The sequence below is a fragment of the Roseisolibacter agri genome, from assembly GCF_030159095.1.
Lineage (GTDB): Bacteria > Gemmatimonadota > Gemmatimonadetes > Gemmatimonadales > Gemmatimonadaceae > Roseisolibacter > Roseisolibacter agri.
On sequence record NZ_BRXS01000003.1, the window covers coordinates 207,197 to 229,057 of the forward strand.

A 21,861-nucleotide genomic window follows, 5' to 3' on the forward strand; every position below is an offset into this window, starting at 1 on the left:
TCCGTCATCGGCCGCCCGCGCGTTGCGTCGTTCGTCCCTCACGCGTTCGTGACGTGTTGGCCCGGCGTCGCGAGTAAACCAGCGACACCTCGCCGGCATCCAAGACGTACGGTCGTACGTGCCGAGTCGCGGACCGGGCCCGGTCCGTCGCGCCTCCCCGGCGCTCCCCCTCCCCCCCGAAGTTGCCGTCGTGACCGAGCCGCTCGCTCCTGGCGCCCTGCGCGCCCACCTGGACCGTGCGCTGGGCGAGCAGTACGTCATCGAGCACGAGCTCGGGGGCGCCGGCATGTCGCGCGTCTTCGTGGCGCGCGAGCTGGCGCTCGGGCGCTCGGTCGTGCTCAAGGTGCTGCCGCCGGAGCTGGCCGCCGGGCTGAACGTCGAGCGCTTCCGTCGCGAGATCCAGCTGGCCGCGGGGCTGCAGCACCCGCACGTGGTGCCCGTCCTGAGCGCGGGGTCGGCGGGCGGGGTGCCGTACTACACGATGCCGCTGGTCGAGGGCGAGTCGCTGCGGGACCGGCTGGCGCGCGAGGGGGCGCTGCCCATCGGCGTGGCGGTGCGCGTGCTGCACGACGTGGCCGACGCGCTGGCGCACGCGCACGGGCGCGGGATCGTGCACCGCGACGTGAAGCCCGACAACGTCCTGCTGAGCGGGCTGCACGCGCTGGTGACCGACTTCGGCGTCGCCAAGGCGCTGCGCACCGCGTTCGCGACGCCGGGCGCCGGCGGCCTCGATCCCGACGCGACGGGCGCGGGGCTCGCGATCGGGACGCCGGCGTACATGGCGCCCGAGCAGGCCGCGGCCGACCCGATGGTGGACCACCGCGCCGACATCTACGCGTTCGGCGTGCTGGCCTACGAGACGCTGGCCGGCGTGCCGCCCTTCCGCGGGAAGGCGCCGGCGGAGATCCTCACCGCGCACCTGGCCGAGGCGCCGGCGCCGCTGCAGGAGCACCGCCCGGACGTGCCGCCGGCGCTCGCCGCGCTGGTGATGCGGTGCCTCGCCAAGCGCCCCGAGGAGCGCCCCGAGGACGCGACGCTGGTGCGCGACGGGCTGGCCGCGGTCGCGACGCCGGTCGCCACCACGCCGGGCGCCGGGCTGCCCGGCGTCGATGGTGCCACGTCGTGGGAGGGCGCCGCGGTCCCGCGCCGCCGCGCGCGCCGCACCGCGCTGCTGTCGGCGGGCGTCGGCCTCGTCGCCGTGCTGGCGGCCGCCGCGGGGCTGTTCTGGAAGCGCGACGCGCCGCTGGACGAGCGCGTGGTCGCCGTCGCGCCGTTCCGCGTGACGGGGAGCGATCCGTCGCTGCGCTACCTGCGCGAGGGGATGCTCGACCTGCTGTCCGGGATGCTGACGGGCGAGGGCGGCCCGCGCTCGGCCGATCCGCGCGCGGTGCTGAGCGCGTGGCGCCGCGCCGCCGGCCGCGAGGATGCCGACCTGCCGCGGGATCGCGCGCTGGAGGTCGCGGAGCGGCTCGGCGCGGGACGGCTGCTGCTGGGCGACATCGCGGGCGCGCCGGGTGGGCGGCTCGTGCTCACCGCGACGATGCTCGCCGTGCGCGACGGCCGCGGGCGCGCGCCCGTGCGCGTCGAGGGCTCGGCCGACTCGCTGCCGCAGCTCGTCGAGCGGCTGGCGGTGGCGGTGCTGTCGGGCGACGCGCCCGGCGCCGACCGCGCGAGCCCGATCATGACGTCGTCGCTGCCGGCGCTGCGCGCGTACCTGAACGCCAAGTGGCTGTACCGCCGCTCGCGCTACCGCGAGAGCGCGACGGAGTTCGACCGCGCGCTCACGTTCGACTCGACGTTCGCGCAGGCGGGGCTGGGGATGGCCACCGCGGCGCAGTGGTTCGGGCAGCCCGACCAGGAGTACCGCGGGCTGCAGGCGGCGTGGCGCCAGCGCGCGCGGCTGTCGCCGATCGACCGCGCCGCGCTCGACGCCGCGGGCGGCCCGCGCTTCCCGGTGTTCCCGACGTACCGCGAGCTGCTGACCGCCAAGCAGCGCTACGCGAGCGTGGCGCCCGACCGCCCCGACGCGGTCTTCCAGGCGGGCGACGCGATGTTCCACTTCGGCGCGCTGGTGGGCGAGCCGGACGCGCACGCGCGCGCGGCGGCGCAGTTCCGGCGCGTGCTGGCGCTCGACTCGACGTACCTGCCGGCGCTGGAGCACCTGCTGCTGATCGCGGCGCGTGCGGGCGACACGGCGACGGTGCGGCACGCGGGCCGGCTCTTCCTGCAGACCGACTCGACGGCGGAGGGCGCGGACGGCGTGCGGTGGCGCATGGCCGTCGCGCTCAACGATACCGCGGAGCTGACGCGGCTGGAGCGGCGCGCGCCGACGATGCATCCGCTCAGCACGCACCTGATCGACGAGATCAGCCTGCTCGACGGCGTGGACCTGGAGCGCGCGGCGCGCATCGTCGCCACCAACGTCGAGGCGACGCGCGCGGAGCGCAGCACGGCCGACCGCCTGGCCTTCGCGACGATGGCGCACGACTTCGCGCTCGCGCGCGGCCAGCCGGCGCGCGCCGCGGCGATGCTGGAGGCGATGCGCGAGGCGGGGCACCCGCCGCACCTGGTGGACGTGGGCTACGTGCTCGACGCGCTGTTCGGCGACGGCGACACGACCGCCGCGCAGACGGCGCTGCGCGCGCTGGCGCCGCTCGCCTACGGCCCCGAGCCGACGACGCTGCCGCGGCGCTACCACCAGGAGTCGGCGCTGTGCGCGTCGGAGCTGTGGCGCGTGGCGCGCGGCGACACGCGCACGGTGGCGCAGAGCGTCGCGCGCCTGCGCTCCCCGTACAGGGGCCCGTCGCCCATGCCGCAGGGCGCCGAGACGCCGACGCGCCCCGCGCGCGCGTGCGCGGTGCTGCTGGAGGCGACGGTGGCCGCGCGCGCCGCGCAGGCCGCCGCACAGGGCGCGGCGCAGGGCGCGGCGATCCCGCCCGGCACGCTGCAGGCCGCCGAGCGCCTGGACTCGCTGCTCAAGCTCGGCGAGGCGGGGCTGGTGCAGCAGGCGGGCCCGCTGGTGCTGGCGCGGCTGCGCGAGACGATCGGCGACGAGCGCGCGGCGCTGACCGCGCTGCGGCGCCGCTCGTACCTCTACGGCCGCCAGCCGTACCTCGCGGCGATCCTGCGCGAGGAGGCGCGGCTCGCGCTGCGCGTGGGCGACCGTCCGGGGGCGGTGCGGGCGGCGCGGCACTATGCGGCCTTGCGCGCCGGCGCCGAACCCGCGCTGAAGGACGACGCGCGCCGCGCGGCGATCGATCTGTCGCGGCTCGAGGGGCCGGGCGACATCGATTGAGGGTTGCGGGTCGCTTGCGGGCATCGGTGCGCGAGCGCGTGGGGCATGCTGGGGCGCCGGCTCCGGGCGATCGCGGCCGCTGCGTGGATAACCCCGGTCTTCCCTCGCTTCGCTCGGGACAAGCCTTGCTGCGATCGCGGCGTCGCTCGGCTCCCCAGCATCCCCCACGCGCTCCGAGCCTCGTCGCCATGCACGCGACGCGCGCTCTTCGAAGCCGCGGCTCCTCAGCCGGCGGCGTCACCGCGATGCGTCACGTCGTTGAAGGTGACGCACGCCTGATGTGAGGCGTGGGGTGAGCGGGTGCGGGCGGAGGCGACCTGCGACCGTAGCAAGGAGACCCGATGCGTGCCGCGCGATCGGGGGCTCCGCAGCGCAAGGTCGCTGGGAGCCGGAGCCCGCGCCCGCTCGCCCCACGCGGCGCGACAGACCAATCAAGCGACCGATCAACGCGGCAACGTCACCGTGGCCCGTGCGCCGCGCGCATCGGGGCGGTTCTCGAGCGTGATCGTCCCCCCGTGCCCCTCGACGATCTGTCGGCAGAGCGCGAGGCCGATGCCACTTCCCTCGGGCTTGGTGCTGTAGAACGGCACGAACAGGTTCGACGTCTCCGCCAGCCCCGGCCCCTCGTCGTCCACGAACAGGCGCAGCGCGCCGCGCGGCGCGTCCCACCACACCGTCACGCCGCCGTGCGTCTCCGTCGCGGCGTCGGCCGCGTTGCGCAGCAGGTTGATGAGCAGCTGGTCCAGCTGGTCGGCGTCGGCCGGCACGACGACCGCGGGCCCGCCCACGACCGTCAGCGGCACGCGCGACTCCAGCGTCGCCACGCGGCGCACCCAGTGGTCCACGTCCACCGCGCGCTTCGACGGCGCGGGCAGCCGCGTCAGCCGCGCGTACGCGCCGATGAACCGCCCCAGCGACTCGGCCCGCTCGGCGATGACGCCGAGTCCGTGCGCGAAGTCGTCGTCGGCGCTGCCGTAGGCGGCCAGGACGCCCGAGGCCGTGGGTGGATGCGCGGTGCTCGCGTCGCCCGGGAGCGCGGGCACGGCGGGCGCCGCGCGCAGCGCCCGCTCGCGCGCGCTGCGCACGCGGCGCAGCAGGCTGCCCGCGATCGTCTTGATGGGCGCCAGCGAGTTGTTGATCTCGTGGCTCAGCACGCGCACCAGCCGCTGCCACGCCTGGCGCTCCTCGGCGCGCAGCGTCTCGCTCAGGTCCGTCACCAGCAGCAGCGCGTGCGGGCGCCCGCCCTGCCGGAACTCGCCGCGCCGCACCTCCCAGCGCCCGGTGCCGCCGGGGAAGCTGGCCGACAGCACGCGCGGCGCGGGCAGCACGCCGGGGAGCGCGCGCTCGACGTCGCGCAGCAGGTCCGCGACGCCCAGCGCGTCGGCCGTCTCGCCGATGAGCCGCTCCGCGGGCCGCGCGAGCAGGCGTTCGCCCTGCCGGTTCACGAGGCGCAGCCGCAGCGCCTCGTCGAACGCGAACACCGCGACGTCGATCTCCGCCATCACGCGGCGCAGCAGCGCGGCGCTCTCCAGCGCGCGCAGGCGCTCCTCGCGCAGCACCGCGGTGAGCAGGTTGGCCTCGTGCAGCGCGAGGCCCAGCGCGTCGTCGGGGCGCGCGGCGCGGGCGCGGAAGGAGAAGTCGCCCTCGCGCAGCGCCGCCAGCACGTTGGCCAGCGTCTGCAGCGGCCGCACCACCTGCAGGCGCGCCACCAGCGCGGCGACGATCCACACGAACACCGCGATCCCCACGAGCCAGCCGCGCGCGAGCGGCGCGAGACCGGCGCGCGGCGCCAGCCACGCGGTCGCCGCGACCGCCGGCGCCCCCGCCAGCAGCGCGAGGAGGAGGACGCGGCGGTCGTGGCGCACGACCAGGCGCCCCCTACGCTCGACGCGCGGCGCGGGCACTACAGGCCATAGTCCGCCATCCGCCGATAGAGCGCGCTGCGGCTCAAGCCCAGCGCGCGGGCCGCGTGGCTGACGTTCCCGCCCCAGCGCGCGAGCGCCTTCTGGATCAGCACCTTCTCCACGGCCTCCAGCGTCATGTCCTCGAGCGCGGCCTGCCCCTGCCCGTCCACGCGCAGCGCGAGGTCCACCGCGCGCACCGTGTCGCCCTGCGCCATCAGCACCGCGCGCTCTACCGCGTGATCCAGCTCGCGCACGTTGCCGGGCCACGGATGCGCCAGCAGCACCTGCAGCGCGTCCGGCGCGAAGCCGTGCAGCGGCTTGCGGTAGCGCGCCGCGTGGCGCGAGAGGAAGTGCGCCGCCAGCACCGGCACGTCCTCGCGGCGCGCGCGCAGCGGCGGCAGCTGGATCTCGACCGTGTTCAGGCGATAGAGCAGGTCCTCGCGGAAGCGGCCCGCGGCCACCTCGCCGCGCACGTCGGCATTCGTGGCCGACACCACGCGCACGTCCACGCGCCGCGAGCGCGACGAGCCCACGCGCTCCATCTCGCCCGTCTGCAGCACGCGCAGCAGCTTCGCCTGCTGCGGCATCGACATGTTGCCGATCTCGTCGAGGAAGAGCGTGCCGCCGTCGGCCAGCTCGAAGCGGCCCACGCGGTCGGTCTTCGCGTCGGTGAACGCGCCCTTCACGTGGCCAAACAGCTCGCTCTCGAACACGCCCTCCGAGAGCCCGCCCATGTTCACCGTCACCAGCGCGCGCGAGGCGCGGCGGCTGGCGGCGTGCAGCCAGTGCGCGACCAGCTCCTTGCCGCTCCCGTGCTCGCCGGTCACCAGCACGTTGGCGTCGCTGGGCCCCACGCGCTCCATCAGGCGCAGCACGGGCTGCATCGCCGCGCTCTCGGCGATCATCTCGACCTTCTTGGCCGCGTCGCGCCGGAGCGTGCGGTTCTCGCTCTCCAGCCGCTGCGTGCGGCGCAGCGCCTGGCCCAGCTCCACCTGCGTGCGCAGCGTCGCCACCAGGCGCGCGTCGTCCCACGGCTTCTCGACGTAGTCGCGCGCGCCGCGGCGCATCGCCTCCACCGCGCCCTCGACGCTCCCCCACGCGGTCATCACGACCACCGGCAGCGTGCCGTCGGCCGCCTGCAGCGCGGGGAGCAGGTCGAGCCCCTCGCGCCCGCTCGTCGTGTCGCGCGCGTAGTTGAGATCCATCAGCAGCGCGTCGAACTCGCGCGCCTGCACCGCCTGCAGGATCTGCGGCGGCGTGCGCGCGACCTCCACCTCGAAGCCCTCGTCGGCCAGCAGCAGGCGGAGGGCGTCGAGGATCGCGGGCTGGTCGTCGGCGACGAGGAGGCGCGGGCGGGTGGCGGCGTCGATCACGGAGGAAGCTTAGAGCTGGGGTGGCAGACCGAACAGGGCGCGTCGGTCGGAGCCGGGATGCGTCGGAACGGTACGGGCCTGAGCGGCGCCGGGAGCGACCGTGTCCCGGCACCCTTGCGACCCGCGCCGAGCCGAGACGATGATATGCGCATGGCCACTCCCGAGCCGATCTACCACACCGCCGACATGGTGCGCGCGCTCAACGAGGCGAATCCGCACTGGACGCCGCGGTACGAGACGGTCTACGGGGAGCTCCTCGTGACGCCAGCGCCGCGCGTCTGGCACGAAGTCGTCGTGCTGCGTCTGGTCACGGCGCTCACCACGTTCCTGCGAGATGACCCGACATGGGTGGTGTTCGGCTCCCTCAGCGATCTCACCTGGGGGCTCCCGGACACGCTCGTATCGCCCGACGTGTTCGTCGTCTCGCGTGCGGAAGCCGCGACGGACTCGTGGGACCGCTTCCGCACCGTCCCGCTTGCCGTCGAGGTGCTGAGCCCCAGCTCGCTGCGCGCGGATCGCTTCACCAAGCGGCGCCTCTACCAGGATCGCGAGGTCGGACTGTACTGGATCGTGGACGCGGATGCCCACACCGTGGAAGTGTGGACGCCCGACGTGCACTTCCCGAGCGTCGAGCGCGAGACGCTGACCTGGCAGCCCGCGCCCGACGCCGCGCCGTTCGTCTACCCGCTGGCCGAGTTGTTCCAACCGCTCTGACGGCGTGAAGGCGCTCAGTCCGCGCGCAGCGCCACCGCCGGGTCCACCTGCGCCGCGCGGCGCGCCGGCAGCCAGCTCGCCACCACGGTCACCGCGGCCAGCAGCGCCGCCACCGCGAGCAGCGACACCGGGTCCAGCGGCTCGACGCCGAACAGCCGCCCGCGCAGCGCGCGGCCGATGCCCACCGCCGCCGCGCCACCGAGCGCACCGCCCACCAGCGCCGTGCGCGCGCCCTGCCGCAGCACCAGCCGGCGCACGTCCGCGCCGCGCGCGCCGAGCGCCATGCGGAGCCCGAACTCGCCGGTGCGCTGCGTGACGGCGTAGGCGATCACGCCGTACAGCCCCACCGCGGCCAGCAGCAGCGCCAGCGCGCCGAACGCAGTGAACGCGGTCGCCGCCAGCCGGTATGGCGCCAGCGCGTCGCGCATCATCCCGTCGGCCACCGGCGCGACGTTCGCGAAGCGGATGCGCGGCTCGGCCGCCAGCAGCGCGGCGCGCACCGCCTCCGCCGTCGCGCGCACCGCGGACTCGTCGCCCCGCGCGCGCACGAGCATCGCCGCGACCTCGTCGCTCGCCGGGCCGGCCGCGCCGTAGAAGATCGGCGCCGGCGGCCGCGTGACCGACAGGTAGCGCGCGTCGCGCGCCACGCCGACGATGCGCATGCACGTCGAGTCGGTCGCGTCGCGCGTGAGGCACTGGCCCACGGCCTCGCCGTTCGGGAAGACGCGCCGCGCGAACGTCTCGCTCACCACCACCTCCGCCGGCGCGCCCTTCGCGGCCGCGACGTGCGCGCGCCCGCGCACGAGCGGGATCCCCATCGTGCGGAAGTACGACGAGTCGACCGCGTTGGTGAAGAACAGCCCGCCCGGCACGTCCGACACGTCGCCGATCGACGGGCGCCCGGGCACGTGGAGGCTGCTCATCACGGCGCCGCTGAACGGCGTCAGCATCACCAGCGAGCTCGCGGCGACGCTGGGCACCCCGCGCAGGCGCGCCTGCGCCCGCACCAGCGCATCGCGTGCCTCGGCCGGCGCGATGCCGAACGCCTGCCAGTCCACCTGCACGGCGAGCGCGTGGCGCGCGTCGAAGCCGACGTCGACCGCGTCCACCTTGCGCAGGCTGCGCACGAACAGCCCGCCCGCGCCCAGCAGCGCCAGCGACGCCGCGAACTGCACGACCAGCAGCGTGGCCCGCAGCGGCGCGCGCCGCGCGGTGCCGCGCACGCCCGTGCGCAGCAGCGCCCGCGCCCCGTCGCGCGTGCCGAGCAGCGCCGGCGCGAGCGCGAAGCCGAGCGTCGTCAGCACGGTGACGCCCAGTCCGAACCAGACCGCGCGCGCGTCGATCAGGTGGTCGACGGGCGGCATGTTCGGCACCAGGCGGTAGAGCCGCGCACCCGCCGTCGCCAGCGCGAGACCCAGCGCGCCGCCGATCAGCGCCAGCAGCGCACCCTCCGCGAACAGCTGCCGCGCGACGCGGGCGCGCGCCGCGCCGATGGCCAGACGCGTCGCGATCTCGTGCCGGCGCCGCTCGGCGCGCAGGAGCAGGAGGTTGGCGACGTTCGCGCAGACGACCAGCAGCACCGCGGCCGTCGCGCCCAGCAGCCACGCGGGCACCGGGCTGCGCATGCCGGTGCTCGAGAAGTGCGCGTTGAGCGGCAGCGCGCGCACCTCGCGCGTCGACTTCTCGAAGCCGAGCACCGGCGACGGGCGCGAGGCGTCGAGCGCCTTCAGCACGCCGGTCGCCACCACGTCCGCGCGGCGCGGCTCGACGCCCGGCGCCATGCGAGCGACCGCCGTCAGCCACTTCATGTCCGGCGTCCCGAGGTGCCGGCGGTCGTAGCCGATCACGGTGCCCAGGCCGAGCGGGAAGAAGACCGCCGTCGCCGACTCGATCTCGGTGCCCGTGAAGCCAGGCGCCGCGACGCCGACGACCGTGAGCGGCCGACCGTTCACGCGCAGCGTGCGTCCCACGACCGACGGATCGCCGCCGAGCGCGCGCCGCCAGAACGCGTGCGACAGCACCGCCACCGGCGCCTCGGAGCTCGCGCCCGCCTCGGAGCCGGCGAGCAGGCGTCCCAGCGCCGGCCGCACGCCGAGCGTCGCGAAGTAGTCCGGGCCCACGACGGCGACGTCCACCTTCTCGGCCACGTCGCCGACCTCGACGAACGACTTGCCGTGCGCGAACGCGGCGATCGACGCGAAGAGCTCGCGGCGCGCGCGCAGCGCGTCCACGTCGCCGACCGAGTAGCCCATGTTGAGGAAGATCTGCTGCCCGGGCGTGCGCGGCACCTCGACGCGCAGGCGCCGCAGCGTCCCCTCGTCGCGCACGCCGGCGGGCGGCCGATACAGCAGCGCGTCCACCGCGCCGAACGTCGCGACGTTCACGCCGATGCCGAGCGCGAGGCACAGCACGACGAGCGCGGTGAAGCCGGGCGACCGCGCCAGCTGGCGGAGGGCGTACTGCAGATCCGGGATCATGCGGACTCCTTCGAGTGGTCGAACGCGGACTTCGCTACTCGTGCGTCACTCGGCGCGCAGCGCTTCGAGCGGGTCCACGCGCGCGGCGCGGCGCGCCGGCACCCACGCCGCCAGCAGCGCGACGGCGCCCAGCACCGACGCCACCACGAGGTACGTCGCCGGGTCGGCCGCGCCGACGCCGTAGAGCTGCGACGCGATGAGCTGCGTCACGCCCGCCGCCAGCGCGAGCCCGACGCCGAGGCCCACGAGCGCCAGCCGCACGCCCTCGCCGACGACCAGCCGCTCGACGTCCGCGCCGGCGGCGCCCAGCGCCATGCGCACGCCCATCTCGCGGGTGCGCTGCGCGACCGCGAAGGCGACGACGCCGGCCAGCCCCACCGCCGCCACGCACAGCGCGAGCACGCCGAACGCGGTCATCAGCGACGCCATCAGCCGCGCGGGGAACATCGCCAGCGTGCGCACCTCCTCCAGCGTGCGCACCTCGCCCGTGGGGAGGTTCGGGTCGAGCGCGGCGAGCTCGCGGCGCACCGCGCCGAGCACCGCGTGCGGCGCGCCCGCGGCGACGCGCACCTCGAGCACCATCTGCGACGTCCACTCCTGCGCCATCGGGAAGTAGAGCATCGGCTCGGGCGCCTCGGTCAGGCCCTGCACGCGCGCGTCCCGCACCATGCCGACCACCGTCGCCTCGCCGGCGCTGTCGCCCTCCAGGCGGATGCGCTGCCCCACCGCGCGCTCGCCGGGCCATGCGCGGCGCGCGAACGCCTCGTTCACCACGACCGTGCGCGCCGCGCCGGCGCGGTCCTCGTCGCCGATGGCGCGGCCGTCGGCCAGCCGCATGCCGAGCGTCGGCAGGAAGTCCGACGTGACGACGTCGTACTGCGTGCGCTGTACCGCGTTGTTCTGGGTGGGAAGGCGCACCTCGGTGCCCATCCCGTTGCCGCTGAGTGGCACGATCGCGTGCATCGTGGCCGCCTTCACGCCCGGCAGGCCGCGCACGCGGTCCAGCAGCCCCTCGTACAGCGCCACGCCGCGCACCCGGTCGTAGCCGCGCGTGCCCGCGTCGAGCGTCACCGCCAGCACGCCCGACGGCTCGTAGCCGACGTCCGCGCTGCGCAGCGCGCTCACCGTGCGCAGCAGCAGCCCGGCCGCCACCAGCAGCACCATCGAGACGGCCATCTGCCCGACGACCAGCGCGCCGCGCAGCCGCGAGCGCGAGCGCCCCGAGCCGGCGGCGCCGTCCTTGATGCTCGTCACCAGCGAGCCGCGCGTGACCCAGAGCGCGGGCGCGAGCCCGAACAGCACGCCCGTGGCGAGCGACAGCAGCGCCGTGTAGCCGAGGATGCGGCCGTCCGGCGTGAGGTCGATCATCGGCGGGAGGCCGAGGCGCGGCAGCAGCGACGCGCCCACCGAGCCGATGGCCGCGGCCAGCACGCCCGCGATCACCGCCAGCACGACGCTTTCGCCGAGCACCTCGCGCACCAGCCGCCAGCGGCCGGCGCCGAGCGCGACGCGCAGCGACACCTCGCGCCGGCGCGTCGCGGCGCGCGCGAGCTGCAGGTTGGCGACGTTGGCGGCGGTCACCGCGAGCACCAGCAGCGCGAGCACGCTGAGCGCGCCGAAGACGATCATCACCGGCGTGTGCTCCGACGGATCCGCGGCCAGCAGCGTGCCGCCCGCCGCGAGCCGCAGGCTCCAGCCGCGGTGCGTGTCGGGATACGCGTCCGCCCATCCCTTCGACAGGCGCGCCACCGCCGCGTTCGCGGCGGCGCGGTCCACGCCCGCGGGCAGCCGCGCGAGGCCGTGCAGCCACCGCGACCCGCGCTCGAAGCCGCGCGGCCCGGTGACGCCGAGCGCCTGCGCCTGCGACAGCGGGACCCACAGCTCGGGAACGTTCTCGATCTCGGTGCCGCGGAAGGTTGGCGGCGCGACGCCCACGACCGTGTACGCGCGCCCGTTCAGCGACACGGGGCGCCCGACGACCGACGAGTCGCCGCCCAGCCGGTCGCGCCAGAGCGCGTGCGAGAGCACGACGATGGGCGACGCGCCCGGCGCGCCGACGTCCGACGCGCCGATCGCGCGGCCGATCGCCGCGCGGATGCCGAGCACGCCGAAGTACTCGCCCGTCACGAGCGCCGCCTGCACCGTGCGCGCGGCCTCGCCTTCGCCCATCGCGACCTTCGCGTTGCTGAACGCCGCCACGCCCGCGAACGTGCCGCGCTGCGCGGCCAGCTCGCGCACGTCGGGGTAGCCGAGCGCGCCGCTGTTGATCGTGCGGCCGTCCTGCCGCCACGTGCTGAACACGCGCACGAGCCGCTGCGGCTCGGCCACCGCGAGCGGGCGCAGGAACACCGCGCTCACCAGCGAGAAGATCGTCGTGTTGGCGCCGATCCCCAGCGCGAGCGTCAGCGCGGCGGCGGCGGTGAAGCCGGGCGCGCGCGCGAGACGGCGCGCGGCCAGTCGCAGGTCGTGGAACATGGTCAGTCCTCGCCCTCGGTCATCCAGCCGTCCTTCAGCGTCACGATGCGCTTGCCGGCGCGCGCGTTCTCCTCGCTGTGCGTCACCTGCACGATCGTCGTGCCCTGCCGGTTCAGCTCCTGGAACAGCTGCATGATCTCGCGCGCCTGCGCCGAGTGCAGGTTGCCCGTGGGCTCGTCGGCGAGGAGGAGCGCCGGACGCGCGATGACGGCGCGCGCGACGCCCACCAGCTGCTGCTGGCCGCCCGAGAGCTGGCGCGGGAAGAGGTCCTTCTTGCCGACCATGCCGAAGCGGTCGAGCGTGTCGGCGACCATCGCCTGCCGCTCGGACTTGCGCACGCCGCGGTACTCGAGCGGCACGTCGAGGTTCTCCGCGACGGTGAGGTCGTCCAGCAGGTGGTACTGCTGGAAGACGAAGCCGACGTGCTGGCGGCCGAACGCGGTGCGCTGCTTGGGCGAGAGCGCGTGCATCGGCTGGCCCGCGAAGTACATCTCGCCGCGCCAGTCGTGGTCGAGCAGGCCCAGGATCGCGAGCAGCGTCGACTTGCCCGCGCCCGAGGGGCCCATGATGGTGACGAAGTCGCCGGCGCGCACTTCCATCGCGATGCGGCGCAGGACGTAGTGCGTCGATCCGCCGACGGGATAGGACTTCTCGACGTCGCGCAGCGTGAGCAGCGGCGTGCCGGGCGCGAGGTCGAGCGCCGGGGGCGCCGCGGGAGACGAAGCGAAGAACGACATGGGATGTCGGAAGCGGTTCGGAGGTCGGACGGCGTGAAGACGATCAGAGCTCGTGGAGACGGCGCGCGCGGGCGCGCCGCATCCGTACGATGGCACGGCGCACGGGTGCCAGCAGCGGGGCCCACGCACCGTCGGCCAGCGCGTCGCGCAGCGCGGCGGCGTCGGCCCAGCGGCCGGCGGGGTCCTTCGCCAGGCAGCGCTGCAGCGCGGCCACCAGCGCGCGCGGCGCCCGCGGCGCGAGCGCAGCCAGCTTCGGCGTGTCGCCCATCAGGTGCGCGACCGCCACCGCGCGCGCCGACGGCCCCGCGAACGGCGGGCGCCCCGCCAGCATCGCGAAGCCGAGCGCGCCGAGCGCGTACAGGTCGGTGCGGCCGTCGATCGCGTGCTCGCCGGCGAACTGCTCGGGCGCCATCCAGAGCGGCGTGCCGACGTCGGCGGCGTTGCGGCGCGGGTCGTCGTGCGACGGGCGCGCGGCGACGCCGAAGTCGGTCAGCAGCACGCGGCCGTCGCGCGACAGCAAGACGTTCTCGGGCTTCAGGTCGCGGTGCACCACGCCCTCGGCGTGCGCGTGCGTCAGCGCGTCGAGCAGCGCGAGCAGCACGCGGCGCACCTCGTTGGCCGGCAGCGTGCCCGCGCGCGCCAGCCGATCGGCCAGCGACTCGCCGGGGACGTACGCCATCGCGAACCACGGCACTGCGCGCCCGCGCACGGTCACCTCGCCCGCCGCATGCACCGGGACGATGCCGGGGTGGTCGAGCTGCGCCTGGATGCGCGCCTCGCGGCGGAAGCGCTCGCGCGCGCGTGGGCAGGTCGCGAGCAGCGGATGCTGCAGCTTGAGCGCGACCACGCGGTGCAGCGCGACGTCGCGCGCCAGCACCACGACGCCCATGCCGCCGCGCCCGAGCTCGCGCACGAGCTGGAACCGGTCGCCGAGCGCCGCGGGCGCGAACACGTCGTCGAGGAACCACGCGTCGGCGCTCGCGTCGGCCGACGCACGCGTCCCGCGGCCGGTGCGCCGGAGGGGCGAGTCGGTCGGGACGATGGAGAGCGAGGCGACGGGGAGCGCGGACATGCCCCTGCCCAAGGCCAGTTCCGTACCCGACATCACCACGCGCAAACCATTGCACGACAACGGTTTGCCTGGAGCGACCCGGGGCGCGGTGTCCGGACGCGCGACACGGGTGTCCGGAAACGAACACCGCCCGCCGGTGGTCCGGCGGGCGGTGCGCGTCCTCCAGGGGCGGTGCGCGGTCACTCGGCCCGCAGCGCCTCGATCGGGTCCACGCGCGCGGCCCGGCGCGCGGGGAGCCACGACGCGGCCAGCGCGGCGCCGCCGAGCAGCGCGGTGACGCCGCCGAAGACCGCGGGATCGCTCGGGCTCACGCCCTGGAGCGCCGAGCCGAGCGCGCGCGTCATCCCGAGCGCCAGCACGAGGCCGACGCCGAGCCCGATGCCGGCCAGCCGCGCGCCGTCGCGCAACATCAGTCCCGCCACGTCGCGCGGGCGCGCACCGAGCGCGACGCGCACGCCCAGCTCGCGCACGCGCTGCGCGACGGCGTAGGCGATGACGCCGTACACACCGACGACCGCCAGCAGCACCGCCGCGCCCGCGAACGCGCCGAACAGCACGCCGTACAGGCGCTGCAGCCAGAGCGACTGGTGCACCATCGCCGTCATCGTGTCGAGGTTCACGAAGGGGAGCCCCGCGTCGAGCGCGCCGACCTCGCGGCGCAGCGCCGGCGCGAGCGCGCCCGCGTCGCCGCTCGTGCGCACGACGAGCGTCATCTCGCGGCGCGCCTGCCCGCCGAACGGGAGGTACAGCTGCTCCTCCGCGGCGCGGCCCAGTCGGCGCTGTCGCACGTCGCGCGTCACGCCGACGACGGTCATCCACGGCGCGTCGTCGCCGCCGCCGCCGATCGACACACGGCGGCCGATCGGATCCTGCCCGGGCCACCACCGCTTCGCCATCGTCTCGTTGACGACGACGACGCGCGCCACGCTGTCGGCCGCCTCGGCGGCGGTGAAGTCGCGGCCGGCCAGCAGCGGCAGCCCCATCGTCGTGAAGTAGCCGGGCAGCACCGCGCGCGTCTCGGCGTTCGGCTTCTGGCCTTCGGGCACGTCGCGCCCGTCGACGACGAAGCTCGACGAGCTGTTCGATCCGCTCAGCGGCGCCGAGCTGGTGGCCGATGCAGCCTGGACGCCAGGGAGCGCGGACAGGCGCTCGACCGCGCGCGTCAGCAGCGCGAGCCGCGCGGCCTTCTCGTCGTAGCGCTCCCCACCCATGCGCAGCCGCGCGGCGAGCACGCCCTCGGGCCGGAAGCCCGGATCGACGGTCTGCAGGCGCAGCATGCTCTTCACCATCAGCCCCGCGCCCGCGAGCAGCACGAGCGAGAGCGCGAGCTCCGCGACCACGAGCCCGTCGCGCAGGCGGCGCGCGCCCGCGCCGGCGCTGCTCCCGCGGCCCGACGCGCGCAGCGTGGGCGCGACGGCGCGGCGCGTGGCGCGCAGCGCGGGCACGAGCCCGAACAGCAGCCCGGTGACGGTGGACAGCACGAGCGCGTACGTCATCACGCGCCAGTCGACGTCGAAGACGAGCCACGCGGGATAGGCGACGGGCACCGCGCCGCGCATCGCGCGCACGCCGCCCTGGGCGATCAGCACGCCGAGCGCGCCGCCCATCAGTGCGACGATCACGCTCTCCAGCAGCACGAGGCGCAGCACGCGCGCGCGCCCGGCGCCGAGCGCCGCCCGCACGGCCAGCTCGCGCGCGCGGCCGGTGGTGCGCGCGAGCAGCAGGTTGGCGACGTTCGCGGCGGCGATCAGCAGCACGAAGCCCACGGCGCCGAGCATGACGGCGAAGACGGTCGCGACGTCGCCGGGCACCAGCTGCTCGCGCAGCGGCACCGCGTCGATGCCCCAGCCGCGGTCGGTGTCGGGGAACTCGGTCGCGAGCCGCGCGCCGATGGCCTGCAGCTCGGCGCGCGCCGCGGCGACGGTGACGCCGGGCCTGAGTCGCGCGACGGCGTCGTACGAGTGCCAGCCGCGCTGCGACGGGTCGCGGTCGTGCGCGAGAGGGATGAAGAGCCGCTCGCGGTCGCCCGAGAGGCCGGCCGCATCGGGCACGACGCCGACGACGGTGTGCGGCGCGCCGTCGAGCGCGATCGCGCGGCCGACGACGGCCGGATCGGCGCCGAAGCGCTCGCGCCAGAGCTGCTCGCCGAGCACCACGACGCGTGCGCCGCCGCCCTCGCTCTCCTCGGCCCGGAACGCGCGACCGACGATCGGGCGGACCCGCAGCACCTCGAAGTAGCGGCCGGAGACGGTGGCCGCGGGCAGCGCCTCGGGGCGGTCGACCCCGGTCAGGTTCACGAGCCGCGTGTCGGTGGCGGCGACGGCGGCCAGCGTGCGGCTGCGCTCCGCGACGTCGAGCACGGCGGGCAGCGAGATGTCGCTGCGGCTCTGGCCCTGCGCGGGGTTCTCGTGCGTGATCGCGATCAGGCGCTCGCTGTCGCCGTAGGGCAGCGGGCGGAAGACGAGCGCGTTGACGAGCGAGTAGACGGTCGTGTTGGCGCCGAGCCCGAGACCCAGGCAGAGCACCGCGGCGAGGACGAATCCGGGCGCTCGACGAAGCGCGCGGAGGGCGAAGCGGAGATCGGCGAGCATGTGCGGCGCTCCAGTCGTGAAGGGCGCGGGGGGAGGGTCGTGCGCGCGCGTCCGTACGCTCGGTGAGTGGCTCGGTTTCAGCGCGCCTGCGGGGAGGGCGGGCATGGACTCCGGCTCCCCCGCGATCGCGGCCGCTGCGGAGCCTCACCGCTTCGCGTGAGTCTCCTTGCTGCGATCGAGGTCGCCTCCGCCCATGCCCGCCCTCCCCGCCCCACCTGTCGTCCCGAGCGTGCGCGCAGCGCACGGCGAGGGACCTCTGGGGTTCGCGCTCCACGCTTCGCGCGCGCTGCTCGCGCGACTCCGGGTGAAGCGCGGGCTGGAACTACCGCTCAACGCTCGACGCGCAGCGCCGCCACCGGGTCCATCCGCGCCGCGCGGCGCGCGGGCAGCCAGCCGGCCAGCAGCGCCACCGCCGCCAGCAGCACGCTCACGCCCACCAGCACCGGCAGGTCCAGCGGATCGGCGCCGAACAGCAGCGCGCGCAGCGCGCCCGACGCGGCTAGCGCGCCCACGAGGCCAAGGCCCACGCCCACCAGCACCATGCGGTCCGCGCGGCGCGAGAGCAGCGTCGCGACCTGACGCGGCGAGGCGCCAAGCGCGACGCGCAGGCCGATCTCGCGGGTGCGTTGCGCGGCGGACGCGGCGACGACGCCGAACACGCCGATGGCCGCGATCAGCACCGCGAACGCCGCGAAGCCACCGAGCACGCGCGACAGCAGCCGCTGCGGCGCGACGCGGTCGCGGGCGCCGCGCGCGACCGTCACCGCGTCGTCCACCGGCTCGTCGGGGAGCACGGCGCGCAGCGCGGCGGGCATGGCGGCGCTCACGCGCTCCGCCGCGTCGGCGCTCGCGGTACGTGCGACGACGCTCAGCGGACGGCCCGGCCACTGCGCGAACGGCACGTAGACCATGCTGCCCGCCGTCGCGCGCGCCGCCCGCGGGTTCGTGACGTTGTCCAGCACGCCCACCACCGTCACCCAAGGCCGGTCGGAGTCGGGCGGCCCGAGCTTCACGCGCCGGCCGAGCGCCGACGCGCCGGGCCACAGCCGCTCGGCCATCGCGGCGTTCACCAGCGCGACCGGCGCGGCGCCCGCGCGGTCGGCGTCCGTGAGGTCGCGGCCCGCGAGCAGTGGCAGCCCGCGCGTCGCACGCCAGCCCGGGCTCACGACCATCGCGAAGCGCGGCGACGCGCCCGCGGCGGGCGCGCGTCCGCCCTCGAGCGTCACCGGCTGGTCGCTGCCGCCGAAGCCCGCGAGGAACTCGAAGCGCGTCACCGCGGCGCGCTCGACGCCCGGCGTGCGCGCCATCGCGCCGAGCATCGCCAGCGCCGCCTCGCCGACCTGCGCGGAGTCCGCGTAGCGCTCACCGAGCAGCCGCACGTCCGCCGTGACGAGACGGTCGGCGAGCGCGCCCTCCTCGGGACGCGCGTGGCGCGCGACGGTCTTCACCAGCAGGCCCGCCGCGGCCAGCAGCACGAGCGCGCTCGCCAGCTCGGTCACCACGAGCGCGGTGCGCACGCGGCCCTGCCGCCGCGTGGCGCTCGCATTCGGTCCCGCGTCCTGCAGCGCGCCGCGCACGTTGGGGCGCGAGGCGCGCACCGCGATCCCGAGCCCGCTCGCCAGCGCGGCGACGACGGTCAGCGCGGCGCAGAACGCGGCCACGCGCCAGTCGACGGTGAGGTCGATCCAGTACGGGATGCGCCCGGCCGCGCGCGCGGCCGCCGTCTCCACCGCGAACGACGCCATCCAGAAGCCGAGCCCCGCGCCGATCGCCGCCAGCACGCCGACCTCCACGAGCAGCTGGCGCGCGAGCCGGCCGCGGCTCGCGCCCAGCGCCGCGCGCACCGCCAGCTCGCGCCGCCGCTCGGCCGCGCGCGCGAGCAGCAGCCCCGCGACGTTGGCGCAGACGACCAGCTGCACCAGCAGCACCGCGCCCAGCAGCGCCCAACCCAGCGACGCCTCCTCGCCCGCGAGGTCGTGGCGCAGCGGCGTGACGCCCGCGCTCCACTCGCGCAGCGCCTGCGGCTGCTCCTCAGCCAGCCCCGCCATGATCGACGCCATCTGCGCGTCGGCGGCGGCGCGCGTCGCGTCCGCCTTCAGCAGCCCGATCACGCCGAGGTCGCGCGCCTCGCGTCCGCCGTCTGGCGGCGCGGCGCCGATCGCCGTCCACAGCTGCGCGAACTCCGGGAAGTGGAAGCGCGGGCCGACGACGCCCACCACGGTGTGCGGCGCGCCGTTCACCAGCAGCGTGCGGCCGACGACCGCGCTGTCGCCGCCGAAGCGCCGCGTCCACAGCTCGTGGCTGACGACGACCACCGCCGCCGCGCCCGGCCGGTCGTCCGCCGCGTCGAGCGCGCGGCCGAGCGCCACCGGCGCACCCAGCATCGTGAACAGCGCCGGCGACACCGCCGCCGACGGCGCGCGCTCGGCGCCCGGCGCGCCGCCGAGCACCACGTCACGCTCCGCGTATGCGCCCATCGCGTCGAACAGCGTCGCGCGCGCGCGCCAGTCGACGAACGTCTCCCACGACGTGCCCACCGCGCAGCCCGCGCACAGCCGCGTCTCGCTGTGCTCGTGCACGTCCACCAGCCGCTCTGCATGCGGGAACGGCAGCGGGCGCAGGAGCAGCGCGTTCACCGCGGCGAAGACCGCCGTGTTGGCCGCGAGCCCGAGCGCGAAGGTGAGCGCCACCACCACGGCCAGGCGCGGCGCGCGCGTCAGCGCACGCAGCGCGGTGCGGACGTCGTTCAGCATCGGCGGACGGTCAGTCCGCGCGCAGCGCGGTGGCCGGATCGATGCGCGCGGCGCGCCGCGCGGGGAGCCAGCTCGCCAGCAGCGCCGCGCCGGCGAGCAGCGTGCCGCCGATCAGCAGCGTCACGGGATCGCGGGGACCGACGCCGAACACCAGCGACTGCAGGCTCTGGCCGAGCGCCACGTAGCCGAGCGCGCCGAGCGCGAGCCCCGCGCCCACGAGCCGCGCGCCCTGCCCCAGCACGAGCGTCGCCACGCGCAGCTGGTCGGCGCCGAGCGCGGCGCGGATGCCCAGCTCGCGCACGCGCTGCGCGACGACGTAGCTCAACACGCCGTAGACGCCGAGCACCGCCAGCAGCACCGCGACCAGCGCGAAGCCGCCCAGCACGACGACGCCGAAACGGCGCGTCCCGAGCGAGCGCGACACCACCTCCGGCATCGCGGCGACGTCGTACGTCGGCACCTGCGGGTCGAGCGCGCGCACGGCGTCGCGGATCGTGCGCGCGGCCGCCTCGTCGGCGAGCGTGGTGCGCGCGACGACCGTGAGGTTGCTCCACCAGCCCTGACGGTAGTTGTAGTAGACCGACGCCTTCTGCGGCGCGCCCAGCCCCGCCTGCCGCACGCTGCCCACGACGCCGACGATGACGCCGTCCGGGCCCTGGTTGATGCGCTTCCCGATCGGGTCCTCGTTCGGGAAGTACTTCCGCGCCAGCTCCTCGTCGATGATGAAGGTCATCGTGCCGTCGGCGGGGCGCGCGTCGTCCTGCGGCTCGAAGGTGCGCCCGCGCAGCAGCGGGATGCCCATCGTGCGGAAGTAGTGCGCGTCGACGGCGACGATGTTGGCGTGCGGCGGCTCGCCCTGGCCCGTCGTGTCGCGGCCGAGGATGGTGAAGGGCGAGCTGTTCCCCGAGCCGTCGCGCAGCGGGAGCGCGGTCGTCACGCTCACCGCCTCGACGCCCGGCGTCGCGCGCAGCCGCTCGGTGAGGTCGGCGTAGAAGCGGATGGCCGCGTCGGTCTTGGCGTAGCGCGCGAACGGCAGCGTGATGGCCGCCGTCGTGATGCGCGCCGGCCGGAAGCCGGGATCGACGGCGAGCAGCTGCGAGAGGCTGCGCAGCATGACGCCCGACGCCAGCAGCAGCACGAACGAGAGCGCGACCTGCCCCACGACCGCACCGCGCAGCGCACGGTGGCGCTCGATGCCGCCGGTGCCGCCGCGCATCCCCTCCTGCAGCATGCCGCGCAGGTCCACGCGCGCACCGCGCAGCGCCGGCAGGGTGCCCGACAGCAGCGCGGCGGTGACGGTCACGAGCGCGGTCGCCAGCAGCACCGGCCCGTCGAGCCTGAGCTCGCGCAGCGCCAGCTGCTCGGCCGGCGCGAGCGCGACCAGCAGTCGCGTCGTCGCCCATCCGATCGCGACGCCGAGCATGCCGCCCGCCGCGGCCAGCAGCGCGCTCTCGCCCAGCAGGCGCCGCGCGATCCGGCCGCGCTCCGCGCCGAGCGCCGCGTGCACCGCCAGCTCGCGGGTGCGCGCGGTGGCGCGCACGAGCTGCAGGCTGGCGACGTTGGCGCAGGCGATCAGCAGCACGAGGCCGACGGCGCCCAGCAGCACGAGCAGGATCGGCCGCAGCTGGCCCGCGTCGAAGGCGACGAAGGGCGTGACGTACATGCGGTGGTTGCCCGCGACGCCGTAGCCGCCATCCTCGGCGCCACCGCGCGCGCGCCACGCCGCCATCGTCGCCTGCAGGCCGGCCTGCGCCTGCTGGAGCGTCACGCCGTCGCGCAGCCGCGCGAACGTCGTCATGTTCAGCCGGCCGCGCATCCGCTCGCGGTACGCGGAGTCCATGCGCTCCGGCACCAGGATGCGCGCCTGCCGCGGATACTTGAAGTCGGGCGGCAGCACGCCGACGATCTCGTGCGCCGCGTCGTTCAGGCGCACCGTGCGTCCCACCACCGACGAGTCGCCGCCGAACTGCTCGCGCCACAGGCCGTACGTCAGCACCGCGACCTGGTGGCGGCCGTCGCGCGAGTCGTCCGCGGTGTAGAGCCGCCCGAGGTACGGGCGCACGCGGAACATCGCGAAGTAGTCGCCGAGCGTGCGCACGCCGTCGAAGCGCGTCGACGTGCCGCCCTGCTCCAGCACGAAGCCGCGGCCGGTGTAGCTGGCCACCGCCTGGAACAGCTCGCGCCGCTCGGCCAGGTCGAGCACCTCGGTGGGCGCGAGCTCGACGTCGAGCAGCTTGATGGGCAGCAGGTCCTGCCGGATCGCCACCACCCGATCGACGTCGGGCGTGGCGACGGGGTGCAGCAGGACCGCGCGCACGGCGCTGAAGATCGCGGTGTTGGCCCCGATCCCCAGCGCGATGCAGAGGATGGCCGCGGCGGTGAAGCCGGGCGCGCGGCGGAGGCCGCGAAGGATGCTGCGGAGCTGCGTGAGCACGGCCATCCCTCGCGGGAGAGAGTTCTGAGGTGTGCG

11 protein-coding genes are annotated in these 21,861 nt (G+C 76.1%); 2 read left to right on the top strand and 9 right to left on the bottom strand.

Annotation, left to right across the window (positions count from 1 at the left end):
* Positions 1 to 190: 190 nt before the first annotated feature.
* Positions 191 to 3,295 (top strand): serine/threonine-protein kinase, encoded by a 3,105-nt coding sequence (locus tag rosag_RS09660; RefSeq protein ID WP_284349894.1) that lies wholly within the window; start codon positions 191 to 193, stop codon positions 3,293 to 3,295.
* A 443-nt stretch (positions 3,296 to 3,738) separates the two neighbouring features.
* Here the strand turns inward: rosag_RS09660 and rosag_RS09665 are convergent, their stop codons facing one another.
* Together rosag_RS09665 and rosag_RS09670 are read right to left on the bottom strand one after the other, a co-directional pair.
* On the bottom strand, positions 3,739 to 5,199 hold the full coding sequence (locus rosag_RS09665) for a sensor histidine kinase (protein WP_284349895.1): 1,461 nt from the start codon (positions 5,197 to 5,199) through the stop codon (positions 3,739 to 3,741).
* Positions 5,199 to 6,572 carry a sigma-54-dependent transcriptional regulator gene (locus tag rosag_RS09670; protein WP_284349896.1) on the bottom strand — a complete coding sequence of 458 codons (1,374 nt, stop codon included), beginning with the start codon at positions 6,570 to 6,572 and terminating at the stop codon, positions 5,199 to 5,201. Before rosag_RS09670 ends, rosag_RS09665 begins: the two co-directional genes overlap by 1 nt.
* A 150-nt stretch (positions 6,573 to 6,722) precedes the next feature.
* On the opposite strand from rosag_RS09670, the gene rosag_RS09675 reads away from it, so the two are divergent.
* Complete coding sequence (locus rosag_RS09675; RefSeq protein ID WP_284349897.1) at positions 6,723 to 7,286, top strand: Uma2 family endonuclease; 564 nt, start codon at positions 6,723 to 6,725, stop codon at positions 7,284 to 7,286.
* A 14-nt stretch (positions 7,287 to 7,300) separates the two neighbouring features.
* Here rosag_RS09675 and rosag_RS09680 read toward each other — a convergent pair whose 3' ends face one another.
* The 7 genes from rosag_RS09680 to rosag_RS09710 all read right to left on the bottom strand — a co-directional run bounded on the left by rosag_RS09680 (position 7,301) and on the right by rosag_RS09710 (position 21,825).
* Complete coding sequence (locus rosag_RS09680; protein WP_284349898.1) at positions 7,301 to 9,763, bottom strand: ADOP family duplicated permease; 2,463 nt, start codon at positions 9,761 to 9,763, stop codon at positions 7,301 to 7,303.
* A gap of 45 nt (positions 9,764 to 9,808) precedes the next feature.
* Positions 9,809 to 12,238, bottom strand: a complete 2,430-nt coding sequence (locus rosag_RS09685; protein ID WP_284349899.1) for an ABC transporter permease — start codon at positions 12,236 to 12,238, stop codon at positions 9,809 to 9,811.
* 2 nt (positions 12,239 to 12,240) lie between these two features.
* Entirely contained in the window at positions 12,241 to 12,912 is a 672-nt protein-coding gene (locus rosag_RS09690; protein WP_345784833.1) for an ABC transporter ATP-binding protein, read from the bottom strand.
* A 106-nt stretch (positions 12,913 to 13,018) separates the two neighbouring features.
* A complete protein-coding gene (locus rosag_RS09695; RefSeq protein WP_284349901.1) occupies positions 13,019 to 14,047 on the bottom strand; it encodes a serine/threonine-protein kinase in 1,029 nt (342 codons plus the stop codon).
* Between the two features lie 179 nt (positions 14,048 to 14,226).
* Complete coding sequence (locus tag rosag_RS09700) at positions 14,227 to 16,638, bottom strand: ABC transporter permease (protein WP_284349902.1); 2,412 nt, start codon at positions 16,636 to 16,638, stop codon at positions 14,227 to 14,229.
* A gap of 329 nt (positions 16,639 to 16,967) precedes the next feature.
* On the bottom strand, positions 16,968 to 19,391 hold the full coding sequence (locus rosag_RS09705) for an ADOP family duplicated permease (RefSeq protein WP_284349903.1): 2,424 nt from the start codon (positions 19,389 to 19,391) through the stop codon (positions 16,968 to 16,970).
* Positions 19,392 to 19,401: 10 nt separating this feature from the next.
* Positions 19,402 to 21,825 carry an ABC transporter permease gene (locus tag rosag_RS09710; RefSeq protein WP_284349904.1) on the bottom strand — a complete coding sequence of 808 codons (2,424 nt, stop codon included), beginning with the start codon at positions 21,823 to 21,825 and terminating at the stop codon, positions 19,402 to 19,404.
* Positions 21,826 to 21,861 lie beyond the last annotated feature (36 nt).

Excerpts from the sequence above, each read along its gene's own strand:
- rosag_RS09675 (WP_284349897.1), top strand. The coding sequence starts at position 6,723 with ATGGCCACTCCCGAGCCGATCTACCACACCGCCGACATGGTGCGCGCG.
- rosag_RS09680 (WP_284349898.1), bottom strand. The coding sequence starts at position 9,763 with ATGATCCCGGATCTGCAGTACGCCCTCCGCCAGCTGGCGCGGTCGCCC.
- rosag_RS09685 (WP_284349899.1), bottom strand. The coding sequence starts at position 12,238 with ATGTTCCACGACCTGCGACTGGCCGCGCGCCGTCTCGCGCGCGCGCCC.
- rosag_RS09695 (WP_284349901.1), bottom strand. The coding sequence starts at position 14,047 with ATGTCCGCGCTCCCCGTCGCCTCGCTCTCCATCGTCCCGACCGACTCG.
- rosag_RS09700 (WP_284349902.1), bottom strand. The coding sequence starts at position 16,638 with ATGCTCGCCGATCTCCGCTTCGCCCTCCGCGCGCTTCGTCGAGCGCCC.
- rosag_RS09705 (WP_284349903.1), bottom strand. The coding sequence starts at position 19,391 with ATGCTGAACGACGTCCGCACCGCGCTGCGTGCGCTGACGCGCGCGCCG.